This window comes from Syntrophobacter fumaroxidans MPOB (genome assembly GCF_000014965.1).
In the GTDB taxonomy this organism is placed as follows: Bacteria; Desulfobacterota; Syntrophobacteria; order Syntrophobacterales; family Syntrophobacteraceae; genus Syntrophobacter; species Syntrophobacter fumaroxidans.
In genome coordinates, this window is the sequence record NC_008554.1 from 1,063,556 (window position 1) to 1,088,288 (window position 24,733).

22 protein-coding genes and 1 tRNA gene are annotated in these 24,733 nt (G+C 58.7%); 14 read left to right on the forward strand and 9 right to left on the reverse strand.

Translation table 11 applies throughout. From position 1 onward, the window contains the following. Nucleotides 1-62: 62 nt before the first annotated feature. Nucleotides 63-1,145, forward strand: a complete 1,083-nt coding sequence (locus SFUM_RS04465) for an IS110 family RNA-guided transposase (protein WP_011697153.1) — start codon at nt 63-65, stop codon at nt 1,143-1,145. A 474-nt stretch (nt 1,146-1,619) separates the two neighbouring features. Here SFUM_RS04465 and SFUM_RS04470 read toward each other — a convergent pair whose 3' ends face one another. The 3 genes from SFUM_RS04470 to SFUM_RS04480 all read right to left on the reverse strand — a co-directional run bounded on the left by SFUM_RS04470 (nt 1,620) and on the right by SFUM_RS04480 (nt 4,796). Further along, on the reverse strand, nt 1,620-2,483 hold the full coding sequence (locus SFUM_RS04470) for a branched-chain amino acid ABC transporter permease (RefSeq protein WP_011697729.1): 864 nt from the start codon (nt 2,481-2,483) through the stop codon (nt 1,620-1,622). A 352-nt stretch (nt 2,484-2,835) separates the two neighbouring features. Beyond that, complete coding sequence (locus SFUM_RS04475) at nt 2,836-3,963, reverse strand: ABC transporter substrate-binding protein (protein ID WP_011697730.1); 1,128 nt, start codon at nt 3,961-3,963, stop codon at nt 2,836-2,838. Between the two features lie 101 nt (nt 3,964-4,064). Next, entirely contained in the window at nt 4,065-4,796 is a 732-nt protein-coding gene (locus SFUM_RS04480; RefSeq protein WP_011697731.1) for a TraB domain-containing protein, read from the reverse strand. Between the two features lie 390 nt (nt 4,797-5,186). Between SFUM_RS04480 and hpnA the strand changes: the two genes are divergently transcribed. From hpnA to SFUM_RS04495, 3 genes are read left to right on the forward strand one after another with little or no spacing between them, the layout of a single operon-like run. Then, entirely contained in the window at nt 5,187-6,173 is a 987-nt protein-coding gene (gene hpnA / locus SFUM_RS04485) for a hopanoid-associated sugar epimerase (protein ID WP_011697732.1), read from the forward strand. 30 nt (nt 6,174-6,203) lie between these two features. Next, the gene (gene hpnH, locus SFUM_RS04490) at nt 6,204-7,199 is read left to right on the forward strand and encodes an adenosyl-hopene transferase HpnH (RefSeq protein ID WP_011697733.1); all 996 of its coding nucleotides are present in this window, start codon (nt 6,204-6,206) and stop codon (nt 7,197-7,199) included. Continuing rightward, complete coding sequence (locus tag SFUM_RS04495; protein WP_011697734.1) at nt 7,192-8,112, forward strand: carotenoid biosynthesis protein; 921 nt, start codon at nt 7,192-7,194, stop codon at nt 8,110-8,112. The genes hpnH and SFUM_RS04495 overlap by 8 nt, the downstream gene beginning before the upstream one ends. Here the strand turns inward: SFUM_RS04495 and SFUM_RS04500 are convergent. Together SFUM_RS04500 and SFUM_RS21400 are read right to left on the reverse strand one after the other, a co-directional pair. Further along, nucleotides 8,032-8,841: a phosphorylase family protein gene (locus SFUM_RS04500; protein WP_011697735.1), complete on the reverse strand. Its 810-nt coding sequence runs from the start codon at nt 8,839-8,841 to the stop codon at nt 8,032-8,034. The two genes, SFUM_RS04495 and SFUM_RS04500, sit on opposite strands and share 81 nt — an antisense overlap. Then, entirely contained in the window at nt 8,838-9,731 is an 894-nt protein-coding gene (locus tag SFUM_RS21400; RefSeq protein WP_011697736.1) for a glycerophosphodiester phosphodiesterase, read from the reverse strand. The genes SFUM_RS04500 and SFUM_RS21400 overlap by 4 nt, the downstream gene beginning before the upstream one ends. 255 nt (nt 9,732-9,986) lie before the next feature. Between SFUM_RS21400 and SFUM_RS04510 the strand changes: the two genes are divergently transcribed. From SFUM_RS04510 to SFUM_RS04525, 4 genes are all read left to right on the forward strand, one after another. Next, nucleotides 9,987-10,556, forward strand: coding sequence for a helix-turn-helix domain-containing protein (locus tag SFUM_RS04510; RefSeq protein ID WP_041439831.1), 570 nt, complete (start codon nt 9,987-9,989; stop codon nt 10,554-10,556). A gap of 17 nt (nt 10,557-10,573) precedes the next feature. Beyond that, nucleotides 10,574-12,220, forward strand: a complete 1,647-nt coding sequence (locus tag SFUM_RS04515) for an AMP-binding protein (RefSeq protein WP_011697738.1) — start codon at nt 10,574-10,576, stop codon at nt 12,218-12,220. A 336-nt stretch (nt 12,221-12,556) separates the two neighbouring features. After that, on the forward strand, nt 12,557-13,291 hold the full coding sequence (locus SFUM_RS04520) for a lysophospholipid acyltransferase family protein (RefSeq protein WP_011697739.1): 735 nt from the start codon (nt 12,557-12,559) through the stop codon (nt 13,289-13,291). Between the two features lie 160 nt (nt 13,292-13,451). Beyond that, the gene (locus SFUM_RS04525) at nt 13,452-14,999 is read left to right on the forward strand and encodes a R3H domain-containing nucleic acid-binding protein (RefSeq protein ID WP_011697740.1); all 1,548 of its coding nucleotides are present in this window, start codon (nt 13,452-13,454) and stop codon (nt 14,997-14,999) included. 92 nt (nt 15,000-15,091) lie between these two features. On the opposite strand, the gene SFUM_RS04530 is transcribed toward SFUM_RS04525, so the two are convergent. From SFUM_RS04530 to rnc, 4 genes are all read right to left on the reverse strand, one after another. Beyond that, the gene (locus SFUM_RS04530) at nt 15,092-16,234 is read right to left on the reverse strand and encodes a HEAT repeat domain-containing protein (RefSeq protein WP_011697741.1); all 1,143 of its coding nucleotides are present in this window, start codon (nt 16,232-16,234) and stop codon (nt 15,092-15,094) included. A 117-nt stretch (nt 16,235-16,351) separates the two neighbouring features. Beyond that, entirely contained in the window at nt 16,352-17,275 is a 924-nt protein-coding gene (gene era / locus SFUM_RS04535) for a GTPase Era (protein WP_011697742.1), read from the reverse strand. Nucleotides 17,276-17,569: 294 nt separating this feature from the next. Beyond that, entirely contained in the window at nt 17,570-18,628 is a 1,059-nt protein-coding gene (locus tag SFUM_RS04540) for an elongator complex protein 3 (protein WP_049766287.1), read from the reverse strand. Beyond that, nucleotides 18,621-19,349, reverse strand: a complete 729-nt coding sequence (gene rnc, locus SFUM_RS04545; protein ID WP_011697744.1) for a ribonuclease III — start codon at nt 19,347-19,349, stop codon at nt 18,621-18,623. The genes SFUM_RS04540 and rnc overlap by 8 nt, the downstream gene beginning before the upstream one ends. Before the next feature lie 183 nt (nt 19,350-19,532). Here rnc and SFUM_RS04550 point away from each other — a divergent pair, with 183 nt between their 5' ends. The 6 genes from SFUM_RS04550 to SFUM_RS04575 all read left to right on the forward strand — a co-directional run bounded on the left by SFUM_RS04550 (nt 19,533) and on the right by SFUM_RS04575 (nt 23,826). After that, a complete protein-coding gene (locus tag SFUM_RS04550) occupies nt 19,533-20,108 on the forward strand; it encodes a D-glycero-alpha-D-manno-heptose-1,7-bisphosphate 7-phosphatase (RefSeq protein WP_011697745.1) in 576 nt (191 codons plus the stop codon). Between the two features lie 89 nt (nt 20,109-20,197). Further along, a complete protein-coding gene (locus tag SFUM_RS04555; protein WP_011697746.1) occupies nt 20,198-20,869 on the forward strand; it encodes a DUF1614 domain-containing protein in 672 nt (223 codons plus the stop codon). A gap of 131 nt (nt 20,870-21,000) precedes the next feature. Beyond that, nucleotides 21,001-22,146 carry a DUF362 domain-containing protein gene (locus SFUM_RS04560; protein ID WP_011697747.1) on the forward strand — a complete coding sequence of 382 codons (1,146 nt, stop codon included), beginning with the start codon at nt 21,001-21,003 and terminating at the stop codon, nt 22,144-22,146. A gap of 167 nt (nt 22,147-22,313) precedes the next feature. Then, nucleotides 22,314-22,412, forward strand: a tRNA-Sec gene (locus SFUM_RS04565). A 287-nt stretch (nt 22,413-22,699) separates the two neighbouring features. Then, on the forward strand, nt 22,700-23,473 hold the full coding sequence (locus tag SFUM_RS04570; protein ID WP_041439834.1) for an ATP-binding protein: 774 nt from the start codon (nt 22,700-22,702) through the stop codon (nt 23,471-23,473). Nucleotides 23,474-23,481: 8 nt separating this feature from the next. Next, nucleotides 23,482-23,826, forward strand: a complete 345-nt coding sequence (locus SFUM_RS04575; RefSeq protein ID WP_150109429.1) for an STAS-like domain-containing protein — start codon at nt 23,482-23,484, stop codon at nt 23,824-23,826. Nucleotides 23,827-24,733 lie beyond the last annotated feature (907 nt).

Below are 24,733 nucleotides of genomic sequence, written 5' to 3' on the forward strand. Positions count from 1 at the left end.
CAGGGAAAGATGCTATCCTGTTATGGCGCTAAAGCTGACGACTTTAAACGGGGAGGTGCCCTATGGGATTGTATGCGGGGATAGACCTACATGCAAGCAGCAATTATCTGGCAATTGTCGACGAAAGCGGGAAGAGGACTCTGAGGTGCAAGCTCCCCAATGACGGGGAGGAGGTGGTGTCGGCACTTGAGCCTTATCGGGATCAAATGATGGGCGTGGCGGTGGAGTCGACCTTCAACTGGTACTGGCTTGTGGACACGCTCAATGAAAGCGGCCTGAGAGTGCATCTGGCCAACCCCGCAGCCATCCAAAAGTACTCGGGGCTCAAGCATTGCGATGACAAGTACGATGCATTCTGGCTGGCCGAGATGCTGCGACTCGGGATACTGCCCGAGGGGTACATCTACCCGAAAGAGGAAAGACCCTTACGGGATCTGCTAAGGAAGAGAGGGCACCTGGTCAAGCTCAGAACCTCGCTCATCCTGAGCTTGCAGAACATAGTGGCCAGAAACCGCGGTTTGCGGGTAAATGCAAATGAGGTCAAGAGGCTTAAGAAGAACCGCATCCCCCCGTTGCTCGAAGAAAACGAGGATCTGGCCATGGCCGGCAGGGTCAGCAAGGAGACCATTGATTTTCTCACCCGGATGATCCGGGATATCGAGATTGCGGTTGCCAGGAAGACGAGCCTTAAAGATTCCTACCGGAATCTTCTTACAATCCCTGGAATCGGAAGGATTCTGGCGCTGACCATCATGCTGGAGACCGGGCCGATCGGCCGCTTCCCCAAGGTGGGCAATTATGTCTCCTATTGCCGTAAAGTCGGTTCCAGATGGACCAGCAATGAGAAAGCAAAGGGAAAGGGCAACAAGAAGAACGGCAACAAGTATCTGGCTTGGGCCTTCTCGGAAGCCGCCGAATTGGCAAGACGATTTGATCCGGAATGCAGAAGCTATTACAATCGCAAGATGCATCGGAGCAACTTCCTGGTGGCCCACCAGGCCCTTGCCCACAAACTGGCCAGGGCGGCTTATTATCTCATGAAGGACAACGTTGTTTTCATGCCTGAAAAGCTATTCGGGCGATCACCCCCGGCACAGGAGCCGGGCAGAGCGCATGTGCCATGTCGGGAAAGGGGCACGCGTTAAACAATCGGCTGGGACGGCAAACCTGCAATGGGGTTGGCAAAACCACGAGGTTTGATTGGAAAGCCGTTCCACCCGGCCCGATAAAGTCATTGACATCTTTGCCGCCCATGCCGTGAGCCACTAAGGGGTGGTTAACAACCATGAGGTTTGAAAAATCGTTTGGACATGGCATGGAACCGAAGATTTTCTGGTCCGCCTCGGGCGGAAAGGGTCGAGAACACAGGAATTCTTTCCGAAACGACCCTAATCCTGATGGGTGACTGGTGCGGCAGAAACTGACCGCGAAAACCCAAGGAAACTGCGGGAGCTGCGAGGATGTAGGTGACGATTGCACATAGCAGGAAAACAGTGAGCGAAACGCGATCCGCCCCGGGAGGCAAACTCGGCCTGGATCGTTTTTCGCAAAAAGGTGTCTTCCTTGCGTTGGGGGAGGTTTTTTCTCTTGACCCCAGCCTTTTAAATGGGTGACCCCAATTACTCGCCCATGATGCCGGTGGGTCTGAAAAGGAGCACCAGGATCAGGATGACGAAAGCAAATGCATCCCGGTATTGGGACAGTCCGGGAAGCGCCGCCACGATCAGGACTTCGCCGAGTCCGAGCAGAAAGCCGCCGATGACGGCGCCCACGATGCTCCCGATGCCGCCGAGCACCGCCGCGATGAAGGCCTTGAGCCCGGGGAAGACTCCCATCAACGGGTTGACCTGGGGATATTTCATGGCCCACATGATTCCGCCGGCGGCCGCCAGGGTCGATCCCAGCAGGAACGTGATGGAAATGACCCGGTCGAGATTTATTCCCATCAGCCGCGTGGTTTCGAAGTCCTTGGATGCGGCGCGCATGGCCTTCCCGACCCTGGTTCGATAGACGACGTAGAGCAGGCCGAGCACCAGCAACGCCGTGACGATGGGCGTATAGATCGTCAGCACCTGGATGCGCAGCCCGAACGCCTCGATTACCGCACTGAACATGTCGGGTCTCGGAAACGCCTTCGGAACGCCTCCGATGACCACCAGGGCGACGTTTTCGAGAAAAAACGACGCGCCGATGGCGGAAATGAGGAGCGAAATGCGCGGCGCATTCCGTAGCGGCCTATATGCGGCGCGGTCGAGCAGAATGCCCATCGCTCCCGTGATGAGTATGGCCGTCGGGAAACCGACATACCAGGGCAAAGCGAATATCGCCACTCCGTATATCGCCGCATAGGCCGCCACCATCAACAGATCGCCGTGGGCGAAGTTGATCAGCCGCAAAATGCCGTAGACCATGGTGTAGCCGATGGCCACGAGGGCATAGAGGCTCCCCAGTGAAACACCGTTGATCAGTTGCTGCATCATCATTGGGGTCAAACCTACACTTTTCACATTTTCCGTGAGCGGGAGGCTCACAAACTACACTTTTCACATTTTCCGTGAGCGGGAGGCTCACAACGAAACATGTAAATCTCTCAAGCCAATGGTATTATTACACAAAAGGCGGGAATCCGGGCGCTCCCGGGGAAACCTTGAGGATTCCCTGAACGACCGGCATCGGAACTCGGTGATTCGGGCGTCCGGGAGCTTTCCATCCGCTGCTTTCGCCCGTACCAGGACCGCGTTTTCAGAGGAGCCGCGATGGGCCGGAGCCCGCAAGACCTCAAAGCCCGAGTCCCGATTCCCCGGCATGCGGCCAACGTGGCCCATCCCGCCGGTGCTAAGGATTGATGGTCGTCACGTAGACGAACTTTCCATTTGCCACCTTGAGGATGACCATACTCTTGATGGGATTGCCTTCCTCTCCCATGGTGATCGTCCCGGAGACTCCCTTGAAGTCCTTTGTAGACGCAAGGGCATCGCGGACCCTGGCGCCATCCGTGCTCCCGGCGCGCCTGACGGCGTCCACGAGCAGAAAGTAGGCGTCCGCCCCGAGCGCTTGAAAGGCATCGGCTTCCTTGTTGTGTTTCTCCTTGTATCGTTTCATGAATTCCGCGGCCCGGTCCGTGGTGGCGGCGTCCTTGTGAAAATGTGCGGTGAAATACATGTCCTCCACGGCCTTGCCGCCCACCTGGATGAGCGTGTCCGCCTGGGCCCCGTCTCCGGTCAGAATGGGACAGACGATCCCGAGGTCACGGGCCTGCTTGGCCAACAGGGCGTCTTCCGTGTAGTAGTTGGGGGCGTAGATGATGTCGGGCTTCACGGCCTGGACCGATGAAAGCTGGGCGGAGAAATCCTGGTCTCCGGTCTGGATGTAGGTCTTTGAAAGCACCTTGCCGCCGAGCTTGACGAATTCCGTTTCGAAGAACTTCGCGAGACCGACGCAGTAGTCCTGGGCGTTGTCAATGATAACGGCGGCGCTTTTGGCCTTGAGGTTGTTGACGGCGAATCGCGCGGCGACCTCCCCTTGGAGGGGATCGATGAAGCAGGCGCGAAAAGCGAACTTCTTGCCCTGATTGACCAGGACGCTCGTAGCGCTCGGGCTGACCGACGGAATTCCCGCCGCCTCGGAGATCCGGTTACCGGCCATGGTGTTGCCGCTGATGGCTTCGCCGATGATTCCCGCGACTTTTTCTTTTTCCACTAACAGGGTCATCGCGTTCGTCGCCTCGATCTTGTCGCTTTTGGTGTCGAGCAGAACGAGGTCGATCTTCTTTCCGAGAACCTGAGGCTCCATGTCCCGGGCAATCTGAATTCCCGCCCACTCCATCTCGCCGTAGGCCGCGACGCCACCGGTCATGGGCAGATAGAGCCCGATCTTTATGGTGTCGGAGGCAAGCGCAAGGCTGCCGGTTCCCGGAAGAAGCGACAACGTCAGGGCCAACAGGAGCAACCCCCTCTTTTTCATGATTTCTCTCCTTGATTTTGTGAGAAGCTGCAATCGTCACCCCGCGAAGAGCCGGGGGGCGCGAGTATTCCTCGTTTTCCGCAGTCAGCGCGCACCCCGCGTCACCTCTTCGCGGGAATCCGTTCAAGCTGTTCCATGTCGACGGGTTTGTCCCAATTGGCAAGAATTCCCTGGACATGAGCGGCGCCGACCACGGCAACGATTTTCCGTCCCGGCGATGTTCTGATCCGGTGAGCCAGGATCAGGTCCCTCTCGTCGATGAGCACGTGTCGGAGCCATGGAAAGGTATCGCCGAATTCGGCGACCAGCGTCTCGAGGGCGTCACCGCGTTTCATCTCCTCGATGTCCTTCTCCTTCAGGGCGGATATATCCTTCAGGGCGGAGAAGAATTCGCGGAACAGCCTGATCTTGTCTTTCCGTTTCATGGGGGTCCAGGCCCTGAGCAGAGTCGTTCGGGCATCCCGGTCGATCAGTCGAATGTCGGCGCCCACCGCGTTCGCGGCCTCGACGGCCCGCCTCATCTCGTCTCCGGGTTTGACGCCGAGCTTGTCCCCGATCCGCTTCTGGAAGTACAGAAGCATCGCCGAGGACACCAGGAGGGTCCAGTTTCCGCTTCCGAGCAGGCCGGCGAAGCTCCCCCGGCCCGAGCTTCCCCCTTCGATAAGGGCTCGATAACGGGCCTCGCACAATTCCAGGCATACGGTGTCCGGCTTTTCCTCCTCGATGATGCGTCCCGTCAGGTCGGCGCTGTCTCTTGACACGTGTGCCGTCCCGATCAGGATGAATTCCTTGTCGTCGAAAAAAAACCTGTGCGTGTCGACGCTTTCGCTCATGATTTGTTCAAGCAGCCTTTCCGTTCCGTTCGCGGGAGTGAATCCCCCGGGGTCGAAACCTCAACCAAAGCTGAAACCCCGCGCTGGAAGTCTTTTCTCCTGTTCGTCCGTTTGAGGAGCCTCCATGGGTTCTCCGGGAAGCTCTCCGGCTGCACGGCTCGGGGCTGCGAGGCACTGCGCCGCGATGTTTTTCGAAACCCGTAAACCCGTATGCAACCGCCGGTTATCTGTTAGGCACGGAGGCGCCATAGCGCAAGGTTATTCTCGTGATACCCGCCGGATCGGGTGAAGGCAAGAATTTTTGGTTCAAAGGTTTTAAAACCCGCTCCGTTTTGGTATATGAGGTATCACGTTTTCGGGAACCCAACGTTTGTTTGCCGGGAGTGGCGAATGCCGACCGCATTTATCACCGGGGCCACGGGGTTTATCGGCTGTCACGTGGCGCGGCTTCTTCTTGAGGCGGGCTGGAAAGTCAGGGCGCTCAGACGCGAGCGCTCCGTTCTGCCGCCGGAACTGACCGACGCCGACTGGCGTGTCGGAGACATGCGCGATCCGGGTTCGATGACCGAGGCCATGGAGGGCTGTGACGCGGTTTTTCATGTTGCCGCCGACTATCGTCTGTGGGCGCGCAATCCCGGGGAAATATACGAGAACAACGTAACGGGCACGGCCAATGTCCTCGAAGCGGCGCTGAAAAACGGCGTGCCCAGGGTGGTGTACACTAGCAGCGTCGGCGCGCTGGGATTGAACGCCGACGGTTCTCCCGCCCTGGAAACGACGCCCGTCTCCATCGAAGACATGATCGGCCATTACAAGCGCTCCAAATACCTGGCTGAACGCAGGGCCGAGGATTATCTCGCGCGCGGCCTTCCCATCGTAATGGTCCATCCCAGTACCCCGGTCGGGCCGGGCGACCGCAAACCGACGCCGACCGGCAAGATCATCGTCGATTTCCTCAACGGCAAAATGCCGGCCTACCTGAACACCGGCCTGAACCTGATCCATGTGGCGGACGTGGCCGCCGGGCATCTGCTGGCGTTCGATCGCGGCAAGATCGGTGAGAAATACATCCTCGGCAACACGAATCTTACCCTGGCGGAGATTTTTCAGCGACTGGAGGGGATTTCCGGTGTCAAAGCCCCGAGAGTGCGACTGCCCCACCGGCCGATCCTGCTTCTCGCCCATATTCTCCAGGGCGTTTCCAGGATCACCGGCAAGGAGCCTCTGGTCCCGCTCGAAGGGGTCAGGATGGCTCGAAAATACATGTTTTTCGATGCGAGCAAAGCTGTTCGCGAATTGGGATTGCCCCGGACACCCGTCGATTCTGCGCTCGCCGACGCCGTCGCCTGGTTTCGGCAAAACGGGTATGCTCGCTGATGCGGACCTGAATCATGAATTGAGGGTGAAATGCGTTTTCCCATGAGTCTTTACCTTTCCATGACCGGCTACCTGCTCAGGAACAAGCTGCGCGGGGTGGAGAAGTTTCCGCTGGTGCTGATGCTCGAACCCACCCATCGGTGCAACCTGACCTGTTCGGGTTGCGGACGAATTCGGGAATACCACGACACGCTGCACCAGGAAATGACGCTGGACGAATGCCTGCGATCCGTGGACGAATCACCCAGTCCGGTGGTCACCATCACCGGCGGGGAACCCTTGCTCTATTCGCGTATCCAGGCGCTTGTGGATTCCGTGCTCGCGCGGAAGAAGCACATCTATTTCTGTACGAACGCTCTGCTCCTCGAAGAGTCCCTGCCGATGTTCCAGCCCCATTCACATTTCACCTGGAACGTGCATTTTGACGGCACTGAAACCGTGCACGACGCCATCATCGGAAGGCCGGGCGGATTTCAAAAGGCGCTGGCGGGCGTCCGCGCCGCAAAAGCCCGGGGATTCAGGGTCAGCACCAACACAACGGTCTATCGGGAGACGGACGTCGACGACCTGGAGCGGCTCTTCGAGCAACTGGCGGCCGCGGGCGTGGACGGTATCCTGGCCGCCCCGGGCTTCAGCTACGAGGAAGTGATCCGCGACGTCTTCATGACCCGTAATGAAATCATGGAGAAGTTCAGGCGGATTCGAACGTGGCAGAAGCGTTTTCCCCTTATCAGCAATCCGATATACCTGGACTTCCTGTCCGGGCAGCGCTCTCTCCAGTGCACGCCCTGGGGCAACCCGACCCGGAACAGCCAGGGCTGGAAATCGCCCTGCTACCTCATAACCGATACGCACTACGCCACGTTTGACGAACTGATGAAGAAGACCGACTGGGACTACTATGCGTCAGGGCAGGACCAACGGTGCGCCCAGTGTATGGTCCACTGCGGATACGAACCCACCGTGGTGCGCCAGATGACGGGCAGGGATCTGTTTCGCATGCTCAAGTGGAACCTCGATGTCTGACTTCTTTCGTCTCCTCCTCGGCACCATGGTGCTGCGGCCCTATGTCTTCGTTTTTCTGGCCGCCTACCTCGTGGCGGCGTCGGCTCATCTCGGCTGGAAAAAGGCGCTGGCATACGTGCCGCTGGGTTACTGCATCGCCTGGATTTCCGAGTTCTCGTCCATTCACTGGGGATTCCCCTACGGGGATTACTATTACATCCCCGCCACCATCGACCGGGAATTGTGGGTCTTCGGCGTTCCGTTCATGGACTCGCTCTCCTACGTATTCCTTTCCTATTGCAGCTATTCGACGGCTATCTTTTTGCTGAGTCCCGTGTATATCGGAAAGGGCACGGTGCTGATCCTCGAGACCCGCCGTTTAAGGCGCTCGTGGCAGACCGTGGTGCTCGGGGCCTTTCTCTTCGTCCTGCTGGACATCATCATCGATCCGGTGGCCCTCCAGGGGTACCGCTGGTTCCTCGGACAAATCTACGGCTACCGGCATCAGGGACTCTACTTCGGGATACCCATGAGCAACTTCGGGGGCTGGCTGCTGGTGGGACTGGTCATGATGGCCGCGCTGAGCCGGCTCGATCGCATATCGGCACTCGAATCGTCGGCCGCGCCCTTCCCTCTCAATGCAATCCCGGGCGTCCGCCTTTTCGGGCCCTTGCTCTACTGTTCCGTCCTTGCGTTCAACCTGGCCGTCACGTTCTGGATCGGAGAACACCTGCTCGGCCTCGTGGGCTGTCTCATCCTTTTCTTCAGCGGCCTGACCGCCGCCTTCTGGACGCGCTACAAGATCGAGAACCTTTCGGCGGGAGCCGTCTACGCGCATTTCCGGGATTTTCCCTCACCGTCCGAGTATCGTGTGGTCGAGCCGTTCCTCCAGGCGGCAGTCCCCGACGAATCGATTCAGGTCGGCGGCGGGTAGCAGGAGCAGTTCCGCAAGGCACTCTCCCAGTCGGCGCCCCGCCTCTACGGACCTTTTCCACGACCGGTAGAAGGCCCCGATCACACGCGGATTCGAACGGATCAGCGACAGAACCCCGCCGATGCGGATCTTTCCTGCCGGGTTGGAGATCGCATCCAGGTCGTACTCGATTTCATGCTCCGGGCCATCGCTCACCGCGCGGAGCGAAAGGAACGGAATCCCTTTTTCGTACGCCGCTCGCGCCGCGTAAAGAGTCTCCATGTCGATGACCGACGGGGTATCCGCGTACCGGGCACGAAGCTCCGTCTTGGCCCGGGGCCGCGCGACGGTCACGATGCGCGCCGGCCTGATCGGCCGTTGCCCGGGAAGCCGCCCGCGCTTCTCCGCGATGGGAAGGGCCAGGCAACGGGTCTCTTCCCCTCCTTCAGGGGTGAGTTCCCCGCAAAACATCGCCCCCAGCACGACGTCTCCCACCTGGAACTCGTTCGAGATACTTCCCCCGTAACCGGCACTCAGCAACAGCTCCGGCGCGATGTGGTCGACGGCCCAGTCGAGGGTCTCCCTCACCGGATTCGCCCCCATTCCGGAATCGACCAGGAAGAGCGTCTTGTCGTCCCCGTTCAGTTCCCGGAAGGCGAACGGTCCTCGACGGCTCCTGCGCCACGACCCGGTGATGTGTCGAAAATGGCTGTGCTCCCGGGCCAAGGCCGTGAGGATGAGGATCTTCATGCGTTCGGGCCCTCATGCCGCGGGGAATGCCTGAATCGTCCGCCCGTCGAAACCAGGGGATTCCGCAACACCTGTGCAAGCACCTGCGGAAAATCGGTGAATATTCCGGCAACCCTTCGTCGCGCGATCAGGTTGCGCATCGTGTCGGCGTCGTTGATCACCCAGACCAGTACGCCGCAGCCTTCGCGCCGAAGCTTTTCGACGTCTTTTGCGCGCAGGAATTGAGCGCGGGGATGAAACGTTGCGGCGCCCAATTTTCTGAGCAACGCCAACGGGTTGGCAACCGGACGATTCGTCAGCGCGCCGATGGCCGTCCGGGGGGCGATACGCCGGACCCTGTCCAGGTAGGCGTGGTTGAAGGAGGAAATCAGCACGCGTTCGTTCATGTTCATTTCTTCCACCAGGGAAACAACCTCTTCGACGATCGTACGATCCCCGGGAGTGCCTCTCAAGTCCTTGATCTCGATATTGACCAGCCAGGAATGGCATTGCGTGAATTCGAGCGCTTCGCGAAGCAGTGGAACGGGCTCGCCCCGGTAGGCGGCCGCCTCCGCGGCTGAAACCTCCCCGGCGGCGATCCGGCCGAAGGGATCCGCCGCGCAGAACCAGGAACCGAAGTCCAGCCGGCGAAGCTCCGCCAGGGTGAAGGCGTGGACGAACCAGGGCCGCCGGTCCGGGAAAATTTCTCTGGCGTCGGACGTGCGTTCCAGGGTATTATCGTGGATGACGATAAGCTTGCCGTCGGCGGTCCTGTTCACATCTATCTCCCACATGTTCCCCCCCAGCTCGAGCGCCTTTCTCGCCGCAGCCATGGTATTTTCCGGCGCAACGGATCGTGCGCCGCGATGCGCGATGTTCAGGAAACGGCGGTTGATGATTTCGGACCACATGGTCTAAGCGCTTTCGGTGAACGTTTGCACAGTGGACGAACACCGCGGAGTGTCGCTTCCGCGTCGCTTCCCATGCTGTCTGCTATAGCATTGGCGCGGCCCCGGGGAGCCTGTTCGCGCATAAGATATCATGGTTTGGGGTGGCCTCCTCCGATAAAAAGTGAACCTTGCACGCATTTTGCGCTTTCTCCAGGCATGCGGGAAAGCTATAGAGGAGGTTTGAACGGACGCAATCAAACAACAGGAGGGCTGGAATTGAACTCAGAAAAGATTGGAACAAGGGTAAGGAAATACAGGGAACAGAAATCCCTGACCGTATCCGAGCTCGCCTCCCGGACGGGATTGGACGAGGCGTTTCTCGAGGCCGTGGAGGAACACAATGTCTACCCCTCGCTCGGCCCGCTGCTCAAAATCGCCAGAGCCCTCGGGCTGCGCCTCGGAACGTTCCTCGACGACCAGGAGGTCGGCGACCCGCTCATCGTTCGAGTCGGCGAACGCAAGGAAGAGCTCAGCATGCTCAAGGGGAAGGACAAGCCGGTCACTCTGAGGTTCCATTCGCTGGGGCGCGGCAAGGGCGACCGCCACATGGAACCCTTCTATATTGAAATCCTGCCGGAATCCGCCCGGGACAAGAAGCTGTCCGCACACGAAGGCGAGGAATTCATCGTGGTGCTGTCCGGAGAGGTCGAGGTCATCTACGGACAGGAGACTCATGTGCTCAAAGCCGGAGACAGTATCTACTACAACTCCGTCGTGCCGCACTACGTGAGCTCCATCGGCAGCCGGAAGGCGGAAATCTACGCCGTGCTCTATTTCCCAGAATAAGAATGGATGAGGCGACTATGGATGAAACATATCTCGAGTCACTGACCCTGGGACAGATACTGGACCGGTCCGTTGCCGCTTATCCCGACAACGACGCCGTCGTATACACGGATCGTGACTTTCGTTTGACTTACAGGGAATTCGGCGAACTGGTGGACCGCATCGCCAAGGGACTCATGGCTCTCGGCGTGCAAAAGGGGGAGAAAGTCGCGGTCTGGGCCACCAACGTGCCCTACTGGGTTGCCATGCAATTCGCGACCGCCAAAATAGGCGCGATTCTGCTCACGGTGAACACCCTCTACAAGATCAGCGAAGTCTCCTACGTGCTCTCACAGTCCGAAACCGAGAACATATTCCTCATCGACGGGTTTCGCGACACCGACTACATCCAGATACTCTACGAACTGGTGCCGGAGCTCAAAACCCAACAGCGCGGATATCTGAAATCCGAGAAGCTGCCGCACCTCCGCCGAGTGTTCTTTCTTGGCCCGGAGAAGCACCGGGGCATGTACTCCATGCCCGAAGTCCTGAACTTGGGGAGTCACGTCAGGCAGGAGGACTACCTCGCCCGGCAGGCGATGCTGGACCCCGAAGACGTGGTCAATATGCAGTATACTTCCGGCACGACCGGGTTTCCCAAAGGGGTCATGCTCACGCACCTCAACATCGGCCTCAACGGCTACTGGATCGGCAAGAACCAGTTGTTGGGTCCCAAAGACCGGGTCTGCCTTCCCGTGCCGCTTTTTCACTGCTTCGGGTGCGTCCTCGGCGTGCTTGCCGCCATCAACCATGCAAGTACCCTGGTGATCCACGAGTTTTTCGACCCCGTGCAGGTCATGTCGTCCATCGAGCAGGAGCGCTGCACGGCCTTGTACGGCGTACCGACCATGTTCATCGCGGTCCTCGAGCACAAGCTCTTCGACAAGTTTGACTACAGCACCCTGCGGACCGGCATCATGGCCGGGTCTCCATGTCCGATCCGGGTCATGGAAGAGGTCATGGACAAGATGAACATGAAGGAAATCACCATCTGCTACGGCTTGACGGAGGGTTCGCCGGTGCTGACCCAGACCCGGGTCGACGATGCCATCCGCAAGCGCGTGGAGACGGTGGGGCGAGCGATGCCGGCCATCGAGGTCAGCATCATGGATCCGGAAAAGCGAACTCCCGTGCCCTCGGGGCTGCAGGGCGAAGTGTGTTGCCGCGGGTACAACGTGATGAAGGGCTATTACAAGATGCCCGAAGCCACGCGACAAACCATCGACGAGAAGGGATGGCTCCATTCCGGAGATCTCGGCATCATGGACGAGGAAGGCTACGTGTCCATCACCGGGCGCTACAAGGACATGATCATACGGGGAGGCGAGAATATCTATCCCAGGGAAATCGAAGAGTTTCTCTACAAGATGGACGGCATTCTCGATGTGCAGGTGGTCGGCGTTCCCAGCGCCAAGTATGGGGAACAGGTCGGGGCCTTCGTGATTCCGAAGGCGGGCTTCTCCCTGGCTCCCGAGGATATCCAGGACTTCTGCCGCGGCAGGATTTCCAACTTCAAGGTCCCGAAATACGTCGTGTTCGTGGATCAGTACCCGATGACGGCGAGCGGGAAGATCCAGAAGTACAAGCTCAGGGAAATGGCCGCCCAGCTATTTCCGGACGCCTGAAATGCGGCGGGATGCCGTTTTCGGCGTCCCGCCTCCTGCCCAACGGGCCAGGCCGTCGACGGTCCGTTCGCGATCCGCTCGGCGGTCCCCCCGGGGCGAGCAAGGAGAATCCATCCCGGAGGCTGAAATCTCCACGGGAGCGGAATGCGCGGAAGCGGACCGGGTTGAAAAGGTGATCTCATCCGACATCCCCACGGGAACGGAGAAAAAGGTAGCAACAGCGCACGGCCCGACATCCCCACGGGAACGGAAGAAAAGGCAGGGTGGGCTGAGCGCCGCGCAGCCCACGGTCCTGCATCGATGCGGGAGCGGAGAGAAGACAGCGGAGAGGGTGTCTTGCAGGCGGGAACCGTCAAATCGCTGGTCATCATCACCAAGTCGTTTGCCATCACCCTGTGGATTTCCATCATCGTGATCTACCGGCTTCACCGGGGACTCTACACCCGACGGCACTGCGATTCCCTGCTGCGGTGGTGGTCGCGGAAACTGCTGCGCTACGTCGGCATGAACTGCCGGACGTTCAATCTCGATGAAGAGGTCTTCCGGGGCGGAAGACCCGTCATCATCATGACCAATCACAGCAGCCTTTATGACATTCCCATCATGTTCGTGACCCTGCCGGGCAGCATCCGCATGCTGACCAAAAAGGATCTTTTCAAGGTTCCGATCTGGGGGAAAGGCCTGGAAACGGGCGAGTTCATACCCATCCACCGCGACAACCGACGCCGGGCGATAAAGGATCTGGCGCAAGCGCGCAAGAAGATGGAAAGCGGGATCATCCTCTGGATCGCTCCGGAAGGAACCCGGTCCCGCACGGGCGATCTCGGCCCTTTCAAGAAGGGCGGCTTCATGCTTGCCCTGCGATCCAAGGCGATCATCGTTCCCGTCGGGATCAGGGGCGCCCGTGAGGTTCTGCCGGCCAGGAGCTGTACATTCTCGCTCGGCAGACAGGTGGAGGTCCATGTCGGGTCGCCGATTGACGCCGCATCCCGCCAGGCGGCCGGGGTCGAAACCCTGATGAAGGAAGTCGAATCGCAGTTGCGCTCGCTCATGGGAACCGCCGCCTCCTGACCGGCGCCTCCGCTTTTGCCTAAAGCCCAGGAGGCCGGGTATCCGATTGACATTTCGGATGGGATCGTTATGGAACAATGTCACCGAATTGCCTTTTCCCTCAAGCGGCGGCCCCCTCGCGGCCAACTCCTGCGCGCCCGCCGCGAAAGGACGGAAGAACATGCCCGCAGCCCGGGTTACCCTGGCCGATGACCTCGATCTGCTGCTGGCGGTCATGCCGCGAAACATTCGAGCGAAGATCGAAGAGAATCCTCAATATCATTCCCTGCTCGAAATCGTCCTGGATCTCGGTCGAATTCCGGAAGCGCGATACCCGGGAAGCATCGAGGAACTCTCGGAACATCCGGTTTCCCTGGAAGAGCTCAACTACGTTGTGTCAAGGGTGGCCCGATTCGGCGACGACAACCGCGCGGGCATCGAGCGGACCCTGCACCGTATTTCCGCCTTTCGCAACCGAAGCGGGTCCGTGATCGGGTTGACCTGCAGGGTCGGTCGCGCCGTATTCGGAACGGTGGACATCGTGAGAGACGTGGTGGAGAGCGGTCATTCGCTGCTTCTCCTGGGCAGGCCCGGGGTCGGCAAGACCACCCTTTTGCGTGAGGCCGCCCGGGTTCTGGCCGACGATTTCGGCAAGCGCGTGATCATCGTGGACACGTCCAACGAAATCGGCGGCGACGGCGACATTCCGCACCCCGGCATCGGCCGGGCGCGGCGCATGCAGGTCCCGACTCCCGGCAATCAGCATGGGGTGATGATCGAGGCCGTGGAAAACCACATGCCCGAAGTCATCGTCATCGATGAAATCGGGACCGAGGCGGAGGCGCTCGCCGCCAGAACGATCGCCGAGCGCGGCGTGCAGCTGATCGCCACGGTGCACGGGAACACCCTCGAGAATCTTCTGCAGAACCCTTCCCTCTCGGATCTCGTCGGAGGACTCCAGAGCGTCACGCTCTCCGATGAAGAGGCGCGACGCCGGGGAACCCAGAAAACCGTCCTGGAACGCAAGCTTCCGCCGACTTTCAACGTCGTCATCGAAATACAGGAAAAGGACCGGCTGGCCGTCCACCACGACGTGGCTTCGGTGATCGATTATTCTCTGCGGGGTTTTCCATTCAGCCCGGAGGTCAGGATCCGGACCGGCGACGGCAGCGTGGAGGTCCACAAGCCCCAGGACCGGGACGAAGCCGCGCCTGCCGTTGAAGCGGCCGGGCCGGCTCGCGGCTCCTGGGCCGCCCACAGGCGCGGGAAGCGCAAAAACCTGCGGGTTTTTCCTTACGGGGTCGGTCGTGTCAGGCTGGAGCGAGCCATCCGGAACCTCGGAGTCCCCGTGGTCGTCTCGGCGGACGCCGAAAAAGCCGATGTGATCCTGATTCTGAAATCGCAGGAGAAGCGCCAGTCCAAGCGCCTTCGCGAGATCGAAGCCAGGGGCGTGCCCTTTCATCTGATCAGGAGCAATACCGCCACCCAGATCGAAAATTTCCTGCGTTCGATTTTTTCGCTTCAGGAGACCGGGCCCGTCGAGGAAATCGCCCTGCAGGAGGCCGAAGTGGCCATGATCAAGGTGCTCGACGAACAGAAAGCGGTGGAGCTTGCGCCGCGCAACAGCGGCATCCGCCGTCTCCAGCACCTGCTTGCGGACCAGCACGGCCTGAGGACGGAAAGCAAAGGCCGGGAACCCTACCGACGCGTGGTCATTCACCCGTCGTAAGCCGGTCCTTTCACCCCTCTCGCAATCCCTGCACAGCGGGACCAACCCGGGAAAACACGCTCAATCCTGCGGGCCGCGCAGCCGATGGAGGGCTATTGCCCCCCGCTTTTCAACAGGCGATTCATGAGAATGATCCGGTTCACTTTCTGATAGTCTTCGAACGATTCGTCGGAATTGCGCTGCAAAATCCGCTCGCGGAGTTTTTTCAGTTTGGGCTCATCGTCGAGCGAACTGGTTGCGGACAGCACCCCGTAGTCTCCGGTTTTCCCCGCGGACATGTACAACCGGTCGTATTGAGCGGCGAAGTCGCCCGGGGCGGTGCGTTTTGCCGCCGCAAAGACATCCAGGGCCTTTTTCATGCGTTCCAGACCGTCGATCGTCTCCCGAGCGAACTTCAGGGGCGCCGGGTCCTTCTCCTTCCGGACGACTTCCTCGAAGAATGCCAGGAGGGTTCTCAGGTCGGGCGAGACTCTCTCCAGGGAGCTCAAGACGAGGCTGCGCAATTCGGGATCGGGTTCTTTCCAATAATGGTCCCGGAGCGGCTGCGCCGCCTCCAGCGGCATCAGCCACAGCCCCAGCACATGAATGCTGTGCATCCTGACGTTTCGATCCGGGTCCTCGATCTTTCCCAGCAGGAAGGGCGTCGCCTTGTCGCCCATCTTCCCGAACGCGAAGACGGACTCATAGTAGTATTCGTCGAAATCCTTTTTCAGAATGCCTTCGGTTCTGGGCAGCGCGGCCTCGTAACCCATCTGGCACAGCAGATCGATCAGGTCGGCGCGTATGTCCTGTCGGGGGGTCTTGTCGTAGGCCGCCAGGAGAAACTGACCGGGCCTCTCGCCGCCGATGGCGGCGAGGGCGTGATAGCAGTTTCGCATCACCAGCTCGGACCTCGTCAGAGCGGCCAGTTCCATCAGAACGTCGACCGTTTCGGGATCACGTGCGAGGCCAACCGCCCAAACAGTGACCGCAAGCTCCTGTTCGCTTGCTTCTCTGTCCTTGAGGCGCGGCACCAGCAGCTTTACGGCAAGGGAGGGATTCGAGCGGAGCCTGTTCTCGATCGTGCCGCTCAATTCCCGGGAGTCTGAATCCGGCCCTTGAGAAACGAGCTTCCTGATATCGGCCGCCAGGTCGTCCCCTTCGGCGGCGTGGGACAGCACGCAGCAGGTGAAGAAGAGGAGGACGGCCATCGTGAGCGCGAGCCCCCCGCTCTTCCCCTTTCGCAATTGGCACATGGTGAACCTCCCTTGACCGGTGAAGGCGGAAACCATGGCGGCGGCAGCCCCCGCGATCCGGCCTTACCCGACACGAATGAACTCCCGCCGCGCGGGCGTTCGTCACGCCCTTTGGGCTCACTGCCGGTCGGGAGAATGGTATCCGAATTCGGCGAGTGTGCGCGGATCCTTGCGCCAGTTCTTCGTGACGCGCACAAAAATGCCCAGGTAGACGTGGCAGCCCAGTAGTTTCTCGATATCCTCACGGGCCTGACGACCGATTTCCTTCAGCATCTGCCCCTTCTTTCCGATAACGATGGCCTTCTGGGATTCGCGTTCCACGTGAACGACGGCTTCGATGTCTATTCGGTTCTTCTCCGGAATCTCTGCAAATCTTTCCACGGACACTGCAACCGCGTAGGGAACCTCCTGGTGCGCGAGGCGGAAAACCTTCTCCCGGATCAGCTCGGCGACAAGAAACCGTTCGTGCTGGTCCGTGAGGTGGTCTTCGGGATAGTATTGAGGCCCCTCCTGCAGGAGCGCGACCAGTTCCGTCATGAGCTCGTCGGTGCCCTCTCCCTGCAAAGCCGACACCGGAACAACCGCGTGAAAAGAATGACGTCCCCGGTATTTTTCGATGAGCGGCAGGAGGCGGCTCTTGTCGGCGAGGGCATCGATTTTGTTGATAACGAGGATTACGGGCGTGTCGATCCGTCCAAGATTTTCCAGAATGTAGTCGTTGATTTCAGGGTCCGGCTCCGGAATCTCGATGAGGAAACATACGGCATCCGCTTCCCCCAGCGTGGCCAGCGCCGTGTCCACCAGGACCCGGTTGAACCTGTCCTTGGCCCGGTGTATGCCCGGGGTATCCATAAAGACGATCTGGAAGCCCGGTTCCGTCAGAATCCCGAGGATTCGGTTGCGCGTTGTCTGGGGCTTGGGAGCGGTGATTGAAATCTTCTCCCGCAGGAAGCGGTTCAGCAGGGTGGACTTGCCCACGTTCGGGGCCCCGATGAGGGCCACGTAGCCCGATTTGAATACGGCCGGGGTTTCTTGCGTCATTTGCGGGATTCCTTTCCGGGGTCAAACCTACACTTTTCACATATTTCCACAAACCTTGGCCTCGCAACGAAGCACGAAAATCTCTCGGGCCGAAATATTTTCACACAAATCGTCATTCCCTCAGGGTTCCCCTCGATCGATGAAAAACGGCCCCGCGGCTACGTGATCCGAAGCCGCCTGGTTCTGTTTCCCCATGTGATCGCATCATACCACTGGAACAGGATGAGCGGGCAAGCGTCACTGCCCGCTCACACCGCGCCGGAACGGCGCGCATTGTGCAAGCCCGGCCGCATCCTAATCCCATAACAGATCGATGCGCTCTTCGTCCCGGTCCTTCTCCGCCCTCACGTTGAAGCGTTCCAGGCCGAGCTCCGCCTCGATGAATTCGACGTTTTCACGAGACGGGCCCAGCACTTCGGATCGGACCCGGTCGTGGACGACGGCAGTCAGTCTCGCGGTCCTGACGCCCTCGGGTTCGAACCGCACCAGTTCCAGGATCCGGTCTCGCCGGTACCTGGACTTGACCAGGTATCCGAAGGCGGGGTGATACGGACCTGCCAGGACCACTCCCGGCTTCTCCAGTTCCGGGTCCGCTTGCAGTCCCATCCGCGCCGTGGGAACATGCGCCTCCCGCAGGGCCGCGTAGGCTCGCGCGCACCACCGAACCGCCTCTTCGAGGGACAGAGGCCGATACGATCCCGCGCGATACCAGTCCGCCAGGGTGGTATCCTTCAGCACAAGGGTCGGATACAGCCTGACGAATTCCGGTCCGAGCCCGATGGTCCGACGGAGCGATTCCAGGAACACCTCGCATGTGTCTCCCGGCAGTCCCGGCATCAACTGAAGGCCGAGTCTCCACCCGCGCGCGCGCACTGCCGCGCATGCGCGTTCCACCGTTCTCACCCCGTAGCCGCGGCGGCTCCTCTCCAACACCGTTTCCGAAAGACTCTGCACCCCGAGCTCGACCGTCCTCACCGGATAGTCCGAAAGAAGCTCCAGGCAGGGCTCAGTCAGAGCATCCGGGCGGGTTGAAAATCTGATGCCCGTGAATAACCCTTCCTTTATGGGAACATTGACGGTGTCGAGAATCTGCCGCAATACGGCTATGGGCAGCGACGTGAACGTTCCTCCGTAGAAGGAGATTTCGCCCGCTATTCCACACCGGCGCGCATCAGCAGTCAGGCGGTCCAGCCCCAGCCGGAAAATCCGCAGGATGTCCTGTGCCGTCCCCGATTCCGACGGCCCGCACGGCGCCGTCACCGCGTTCTGGTTGCAGTAGACGCAGCGGAACGGGCATCCCGCATGAGGCAGAAAAACGGGGTAGATGCGTTCTTCGGGTTTCTTTTCAGTCAAGGGACCATGAATCCGCGGCAATGATTTGCAGTGCCTTCTCGGCGGCGGCCTGCTGGGCGTCTTTCTTGCTTTTGCCCGATCCGCCGGCCAACACCTGCCCTTCGAGGACCACGTTCATGTGAAAGGTCTTGTCGTGGTCCGGCCCCTCCTCACGGTCCAGAACATACACCGGAGTGAGCTTGTACCGGGCCTGGGTCAGTTCCTGCAGTTGGGTTTTGTAGTCCTTGTCCAGCGCCTTGAGAACATGTTCCCGCTTTTCGAACCGAAGATACACGTCGAAGAGCTTCTTGATCACGCCGAGAACCGCGTCCAGGCCGCCATCGAGGTAGATGGACGCGAGCAGAGCTTCCAGGCTGTCGGCCAGCAAGGAGGCTTTCCGGCGTCCGCCGGTCATCTCCTCGCCCTTTCCCAGCAACAGGTATTCTCCGAGATTGAGCTCGACGGCGATCCGGGTCAACTCCCGTTCGTTGACGATGGCGGACCGGAGACGGGAGAGCTCCCCTTCGTTGTAGTCCGGAAACTGTTCCAACAGGAAGTGGCTGATCGCAAGCCCCAGCACCGCATCCCCCAAAAACTCGAGGGTTTCGTTATCCTTCTCGTCCAGGTGTGGATTCTCGTGCAGGTAGGACCGGTGCACCAGGGCCCGGTGAAGGAGTCCTTCATCGCCGAAACGGTAGCCGAGAAGGTTCTGAAGCGCCTCAAGCCCGTCGGACGGTTTCATTGGCCTGCGATGTCCCGTTGGTTCCTGCAAGAATCGAATCGTCTCCTTCTTCCGGCATCCCGGTTCCCCCTATACATCTCAGGAGTAAACCCTATTGTCAAGATCACCGGTAAACTATTATGATGATCGTGCCGCGCGTTGGCTTTTTTGCCCTCAAACCGCAGATCGGAGAAAGACCGGACCGTGCTGACCTGGATCAATTCACCGCCCTCCGGGGGCGATCGATACCTCTTCGTGGACCGCGACGGGGTGATCAACGTCGACGACGATGCCTACATCAAGACCGTGGATGATTACGGATTCTACGCCGAAGCCCTGGAAGCTCTCGCTTGGCTAAAGGCACGCCGCGTCGGAGTGATCGTGATCAGCAACCAGTCCGGGCTCAACCGCGGAATCATCGCCTGGGATGATTTCTGGGCCATTCATGAATCGATGGTCCGCGGCATCCGCGAGGCCGGAGGCGACCTGCTCGCGGCCTATTATTGTCCCCACCGCCCCGATGAAGGCTGTTCGTGCCGCAAGCCTGCCCCGGGAATGATTTTAGCAGCCTGCAACACCTATCCGATTACTCCTGAGACGACGTACATGATCGGGGACAGGACATCGGATCTTCTCGCCGCTGAGAACGCGGGTTGCCGGGGCGTCCTGCTCGACCGCTCCGCCGACGGCACGGAGCTTGCGCCGTTTGAGGGCGCCGACGGATCGTTCGATCGCTTTCCCGGTCTCCTGGAAGCCGTTCACTCTATTTTTTCCGATTGAATCCCGGGAGAGTGCGGCTGGTTCCCGGGTTCGCGCGCCGCGGATTTCCATGTCCGGCAGAGTCGAACGCGCGTTAGGAAGGAAGAAGCATGCTCTACCCCCCTTTTCTGCCGTTTTTTCTTTTTGTGTTCCTGTTCATCCTGCTGGCCATGTTCGCCCTGTTTCAACTGGGATTGTTCACCATGGCCTTAAGCCGCCTGGGAATCGCGCCCGAATACCTTTTTTCTCTTCTTCTCCTGTGCATTGTGGGGAGCCTCGTCAACATCCCCATCCGCCGAATAAGGCTCGACACGGAGTATGAAGACCGGCACGAGATTTCCTTTTTCGGCATCCGGTTCCGGCCGCCGCCCCTGCAGCGAAGCCGCGAAATGATCCTGGCCGTCAACGTGGGAGGCGCGATCATCCCATCCCTGCTGTCCCTGTACCTGTTCACCCACGCCGCGAACCCGATCCGCATGCTGCTCGCCCTGGCGGCCGTCACTTTCGTCGTCTACAAGCTTGCCCGGCCCGTCCCGGGGGTGGGAATCGCCACGCCCATGTTCATTCCGCCAATCGCCGCGGCGCTGGCGGGCATGATTTTCAACTACGAATGGGCGGCACCCACGGCATACATGGCCGGCACGCTGGGCACTCTCATCGGGGCCGACATTCTGCATCTCGGCAAGATTAGGCAACTGCGCACCCCAATGGCCTCCATCGGGGGCGCCGGGACCTTCGACGGCATATTCCTCACGGGGATCCTTGCCGTCCTTCTTTCCTGAACGACGGGCGCCTTTTCAGTGATTTGACGGCACATCCGTTGCGCCCGATAATGAGCCGCGAACGCCGAGCGGCTGTCGCCCGACGATCGCAAAAACCACGAACCTCGAACCTGGAAAGGATTGGGTGAAGCATGGCAAGTCGGGTCTACTACACCGATCTCAGGGCCGGCAACGACCAGAGCCTCTTGGACAAAATCCGGAACCTGGCCGAGTCGGCGGGCATTCAGAAAGTGGTCAGGAAGAGAGGCCTGACGGCCGTGAAAATCCACTTCGGAGAACGCGGCAATACGGCTTTCATCCGCCCGCTGCTGGTGCGCCCGGTCATCGACTCCATCGTCCGGGCCGGAGGAAAGCCGTTTCTTACGGATGCCAACACGCTCTATGTCGGGACGCGGGGGAATGCGGTGGATCATCTCACCACCGCCGTTCTCAATGGGTTCGCCTACGCGGTGGTCGGGGCTCCTCTCATCGTGGCCGATGGAATCGACGGGAAGGATGACGTGACCGTGCCGCTGAACTTCAAACACTGCAAGGAAGCGTTCGTGGGAACCGCCATTGCAAGGGCCGATTCCATCATTTCCCTGGCTCACTTCAAGCTGCACGAAGCGACGGGCTTCGGTGGAGCGATCAAGAACGTCGGCATGGGCTCGGCGTCGCGCCGGGGTAAAATGGCTCAGCATTCCGAGGTGTCTCCGCAGCTGATTCTCAAGAATTGCATCGGCTGCGGCGTGTGCCGGGACCAGTGCGCCCACGAGGCGATCGAGCTGGTGGACCGGCCCGAGGATGCGCCCCGTCCCGAACCAAAGATCACTCAGATGGCGCGGATCGATCCGCGCAGATGCGTCGGTTGCGCCGCATGCATCCATGCATGTCCTCAGCACGCGCTCGAAGTCGATTGGAAAACGGATCTGCCCAGGTTCATGGAGAGGATGGTGGAATACACCGCCGGGGCCCTCAAGGGAAAGGAGAAACATTCCCTGTTCATCAATTTTCTCACCCAGATTTCACCGGCCTGCGACTGCCATTCCTATGCCGATGCCCCCATCGTGGCGGACATCGGAATCCTGGCTTCCCGCGATCCGGTGGCCATCGACCAGGCGTCCATGGACCTCGTGAATGCGCAGCCGCCCCTGGATTCCTCGTGCATCGCGGGCAACCCGTTCGCCCGCGAAGACAAGGTGAGGGCCGTGTATCCCCATATCGACTGGCAACATCAACTGGATTATGCCGAATCGGTGGGCCTGGGCGGCAGAGCTTATGACCTGGTAAAAGCTTGAGGCGCCGGGGCGCTCCCGCGGTACCGCCGATGCCGGCCCGGGACGCTCCGCCTGCTCCATGGCGGCAGCGCCGAGCGCGAACGCTCTCCGCCAATCTCCCGTCCGGTTCAAGAATGCCTGTCCAAAAATGCCTTGTCAAAAGGACGGTCATTGTTTACATTGCGCACGGAAGCGCCAAGCTCACTGGTGGGGCTCCCGGACTTCAAATCCGGTGCGGGGTAGTGAAGGCTGTCCCGGGTGGGTTCGATTCCCATGCGCTTCCGCCAACTTACAGACCACATACAAAACGGGCGGCCTAGACGGCTCGTGGTGTGCACATAGTATGCACGAATGCAAATTATGGCACATCTCTGTGTTCCCTTTTTGTAAAGACCTAGGTTTTTGTGAAGCATTATTCTAAAATAGAGAATCGCGGCGGTGGCGATTCGGTATTCGGTGGTTGATTTTGGCGGGAAAAGTCTTGGTTTTAAGATATCCTCTTAGTCAAAATGTGGCGCACTCAAATCGACTCCTCAGTTACAGTCAACAGGCGAGGGACTGTAATGAGAAAGAGGTGATATTTGACCTCACAAACACGAGATTCATGACCCCGTTCGGGATAGTACTATTGGCAGGAACGATTGCAGAGTGCCTTAGTCAAGAAAAAAAAGTTCGATACCGAAGGCCGTCAAATCGGAGAACCAGGCAATTCCTATCCGGAATAGGATTTAACAAATTTTTTCAACTTGCTGATGTAGAGCATAAAATAGAAAGTTCACATGTTCAATTGAGGAGACTCGATTCTATCGACTATCTACTTACAGACCAGATAGTTGATGTTTTTAGCTATGCAATAACGATGTCCGATGGCTTACAGGGATCTCTCAAGCTTGCATTAAATGAGATAATGACTAATGTTTTCGATCATAGTGGATCAGCAAAGGGTTGTTATGTCTGTGCTCAGGCTTACGAAAAAGAAGAGATCATAAGGTTGTGTGTTGCTGATTTTGGAGTAGGTCTCTTCACAAGATTGAAAGAAAAATACAGTAACCTGAAGAATTCCTATGAGGCGATCAAGCTTGCTGTTAGAGAAGGTATCACGACCCGATCCGGGCAAGAAGGTGGATATGGACTTTCGCATATACGAAGGTTTATTGAGGTCAACGCGGGGAAGATGTCGATCCTGACAGGAGATGGAAAGGCGGTCTGGAATTACGGTGGGCTAAAGACCAAACTAAGAAAACAGACGATGCATCTTCCATTTAGTGGAACGATAATTAACTTGGAAATAAATGTCGATCGGGAGAGCGTTTATTTTCTCATCAACAGCGAGGATGAGATTTTTTGAGGTTTATTATGAAAATCGATATCCAAGAGGTATGTGGGAAAAAAACTGTCACGCGGGAAGACGGCCAAGTCATCAATCGACTTTTGACCCGGAATTGGGATGATACCGATCGGTTTTACCTTGATTTCGGGAATTTGTTAGTTGCTTCTGTCTCGTTTATCGACGAGGCATTCGGCAAACTCGCGCTCTGCCACACGAGCGACGATTTAAAACGAAAACTTGTTTTCCAAAACATGGTTCCTTACGATCGAAAGCTCCTAAACGACATCCTCATCTCAAGGCTTCGGCAGCAGACTATCGCAACCAAAACCGCATGTCGTTCGCATTCCCAATTGAAGAATGGGACAACCTAGCAGTCCGTTCCGTGCTCAGTCTTCGAGCGGCTGCGGATCAAGATTGGAATTCCGAAGGTCCTCCAACAGGAATTTAAGGAATCTGAGCCAGAAAAACTTAATAAGTCAATAAAAACGGAATATTATTGCGCTGAGGGCTGTAAGACCCAACTGGGTATTCTTGAGAAAAGCAGCAAATTTGGAAGGTTGCAACGACACTCATCCGCAAGCCTACGTAATTCATTGGCAAATTGTCAAGAAAAAGTTCAATCGCTAGGGTCTAACAATTTTCCGGAGCTATCTGCCTGTAATTATACAGCAATTTGGTTTCACAGAGCGGGATTCCTTAAACTCCTGTCCAAGGGTTTCTTACCGAGAGATTTTTCACCTTCGAGGTGGAGCGGGCCCTTTCCCTGACAGTCCTCCAAATGCAGGCACCCTTCCCAAACAGCATAAACGCGCAAGGAGCCTCTCCACCACCCTCCGGTCTCCGGAAGGGCCTCTTGGCTTCACTGGTGGCGACTCCTTTAATCATTTGATAATCACGCACCTCACCGATGTCAAGTTCCGCTTGCTGTCCCGAATGCACGATTTTTGTGCGCGTGCCCGAACCCGCGATGGCTGATTGACGGCAATCCGGAGCGAAACGTTCCGCACACCACCGGCATGCTGAACAGGCCCGGGCGATCGCCCCCCCGGCCGTTCCCCTGCGCGGGCACTTCCGGTTTCCCCCGGGACGCGCCTGGAGTATCCGGCCCGTCCGCGCGTCATTCATTATCGCCGGGCAGGATGAACACGCCCTCAACCCCCATCACGAAGAGCCGTCCTTCAAAAACAAAATCCGTGCCGTTGAGGTTCCTCTTGCTTTTTTCATCAGAATATTTAATGATTTTATGGAAAATTTCAGCGTGCCCCGGGAAGTTTCCCG

What these genes read in the sequence shown, in the direction of transcription:
- SFUM_RS04465 (WP_011697153.1), top strand. Translation starts at nt 63, where the DNA reads ATGGGATTGTATGCGGGGATAGACCTACATGCAAGCAGCAATTATCTG.
- SFUM_RS04470 (WP_011697729.1), bottom strand. Translation starts at nt 2,483, where the DNA reads ATGATGATGCAGCAACTGATCAACGGTGTTTCACTGGGGAGCCTCTAT.
- SFUM_RS04475 (WP_011697730.1), bottom strand. Translation starts at nt 3,963, where the DNA reads ATGAAAAAGAGGGGGTTGCTCCTGTTGGCCCTGACGTTGTCGCTTCTT.
- SFUM_RS04480 (WP_011697731.1), bottom strand. Translation starts at nt 4,796, where the DNA reads ATGAGCGAAAGCGTCGACACGCACAGGTTTTTTTTCGACGACAAGGAA.
- hpnA (WP_011697732.1), top strand. Translation starts at nt 5,187, where the DNA reads ATGCCGACCGCATTTATCACCGGGGCCACGGGGTTTATCGGCTGTCAC.
- hpnH (WP_011697733.1), top strand. Translation starts at nt 6,204, where the DNA reads ATGCGTTTTCCCATGAGTCTTTACCTTTCCATGACCGGCTACCTGCTC.
- SFUM_RS04495 (WP_011697734.1), top strand. Translation starts at nt 7,192, where the DNA reads ATGTCTGACTTCTTTCGTCTCCTCCTCGGCACCATGGTGCTGCGGCCC.
- SFUM_RS04500 (WP_011697735.1), bottom strand. Translation starts at nt 8,841, where the DNA reads ATGAAGATCCTCATCCTCACGGCCTTGGCCCGGGAGCACAGCCATTTT.
- SFUM_RS21400 (WP_011697736.1), bottom strand. Translation starts at nt 9,731, where the DNA reads ATGTGGTCCGAAATCATCAACCGCCGTTTCCTGAACATCGCGCATCGC.
- SFUM_RS04515 (WP_011697738.1), top strand. Translation starts at nt 10,574, where the DNA reads ATGGATGAAACATATCTCGAGTCACTGACCCTGGGACAGATACTGGAC.
- SFUM_RS04525 (WP_011697740.1), top strand. Translation starts at nt 13,452, where the DNA reads ATGCCCGCAGCCCGGGTTACCCTGGCCGATGACCTCGATCTGCTGCTG.
- SFUM_RS04530 (WP_011697741.1), bottom strand. Translation starts at nt 16,234, where the DNA reads ATGTGCCAATTGCGAAAGGGGAAGAGCGGGGGGCTCGCGCTCACGATG.
- era (WP_011697742.1), bottom strand. Translation starts at nt 17,275, where the DNA reads ATGACGCAAGAAACCCCGGCCGTATTCAAATCGGGCTACGTGGCCCTC.
- rnc (WP_011697744.1), bottom strand. Translation starts at nt 19,349, where the DNA reads ATGAAACCGTCCGACGGGCTTGAGGCGCTTCAGAACCTTCTCGGCTAC.
- SFUM_RS04555 (WP_011697746.1), top strand. Translation starts at nt 20,198, where the DNA reads ATGCTCTACCCCCCTTTTCTGCCGTTTTTTCTTTTTGTGTTCCTGTTC.
- SFUM_RS04560 (WP_011697747.1), top strand. Translation starts at nt 21,001, where the DNA reads ATGGCAAGTCGGGTCTACTACACCGATCTCAGGGCCGGCAACGACCAG.
- SFUM_RS04575 (WP_150109429.1), top strand. Translation starts at nt 23,482, where the DNA reads ATGAAAATCGATATCCAAGAGGTATGTGGGAAAAAAACTGTCACGCGG.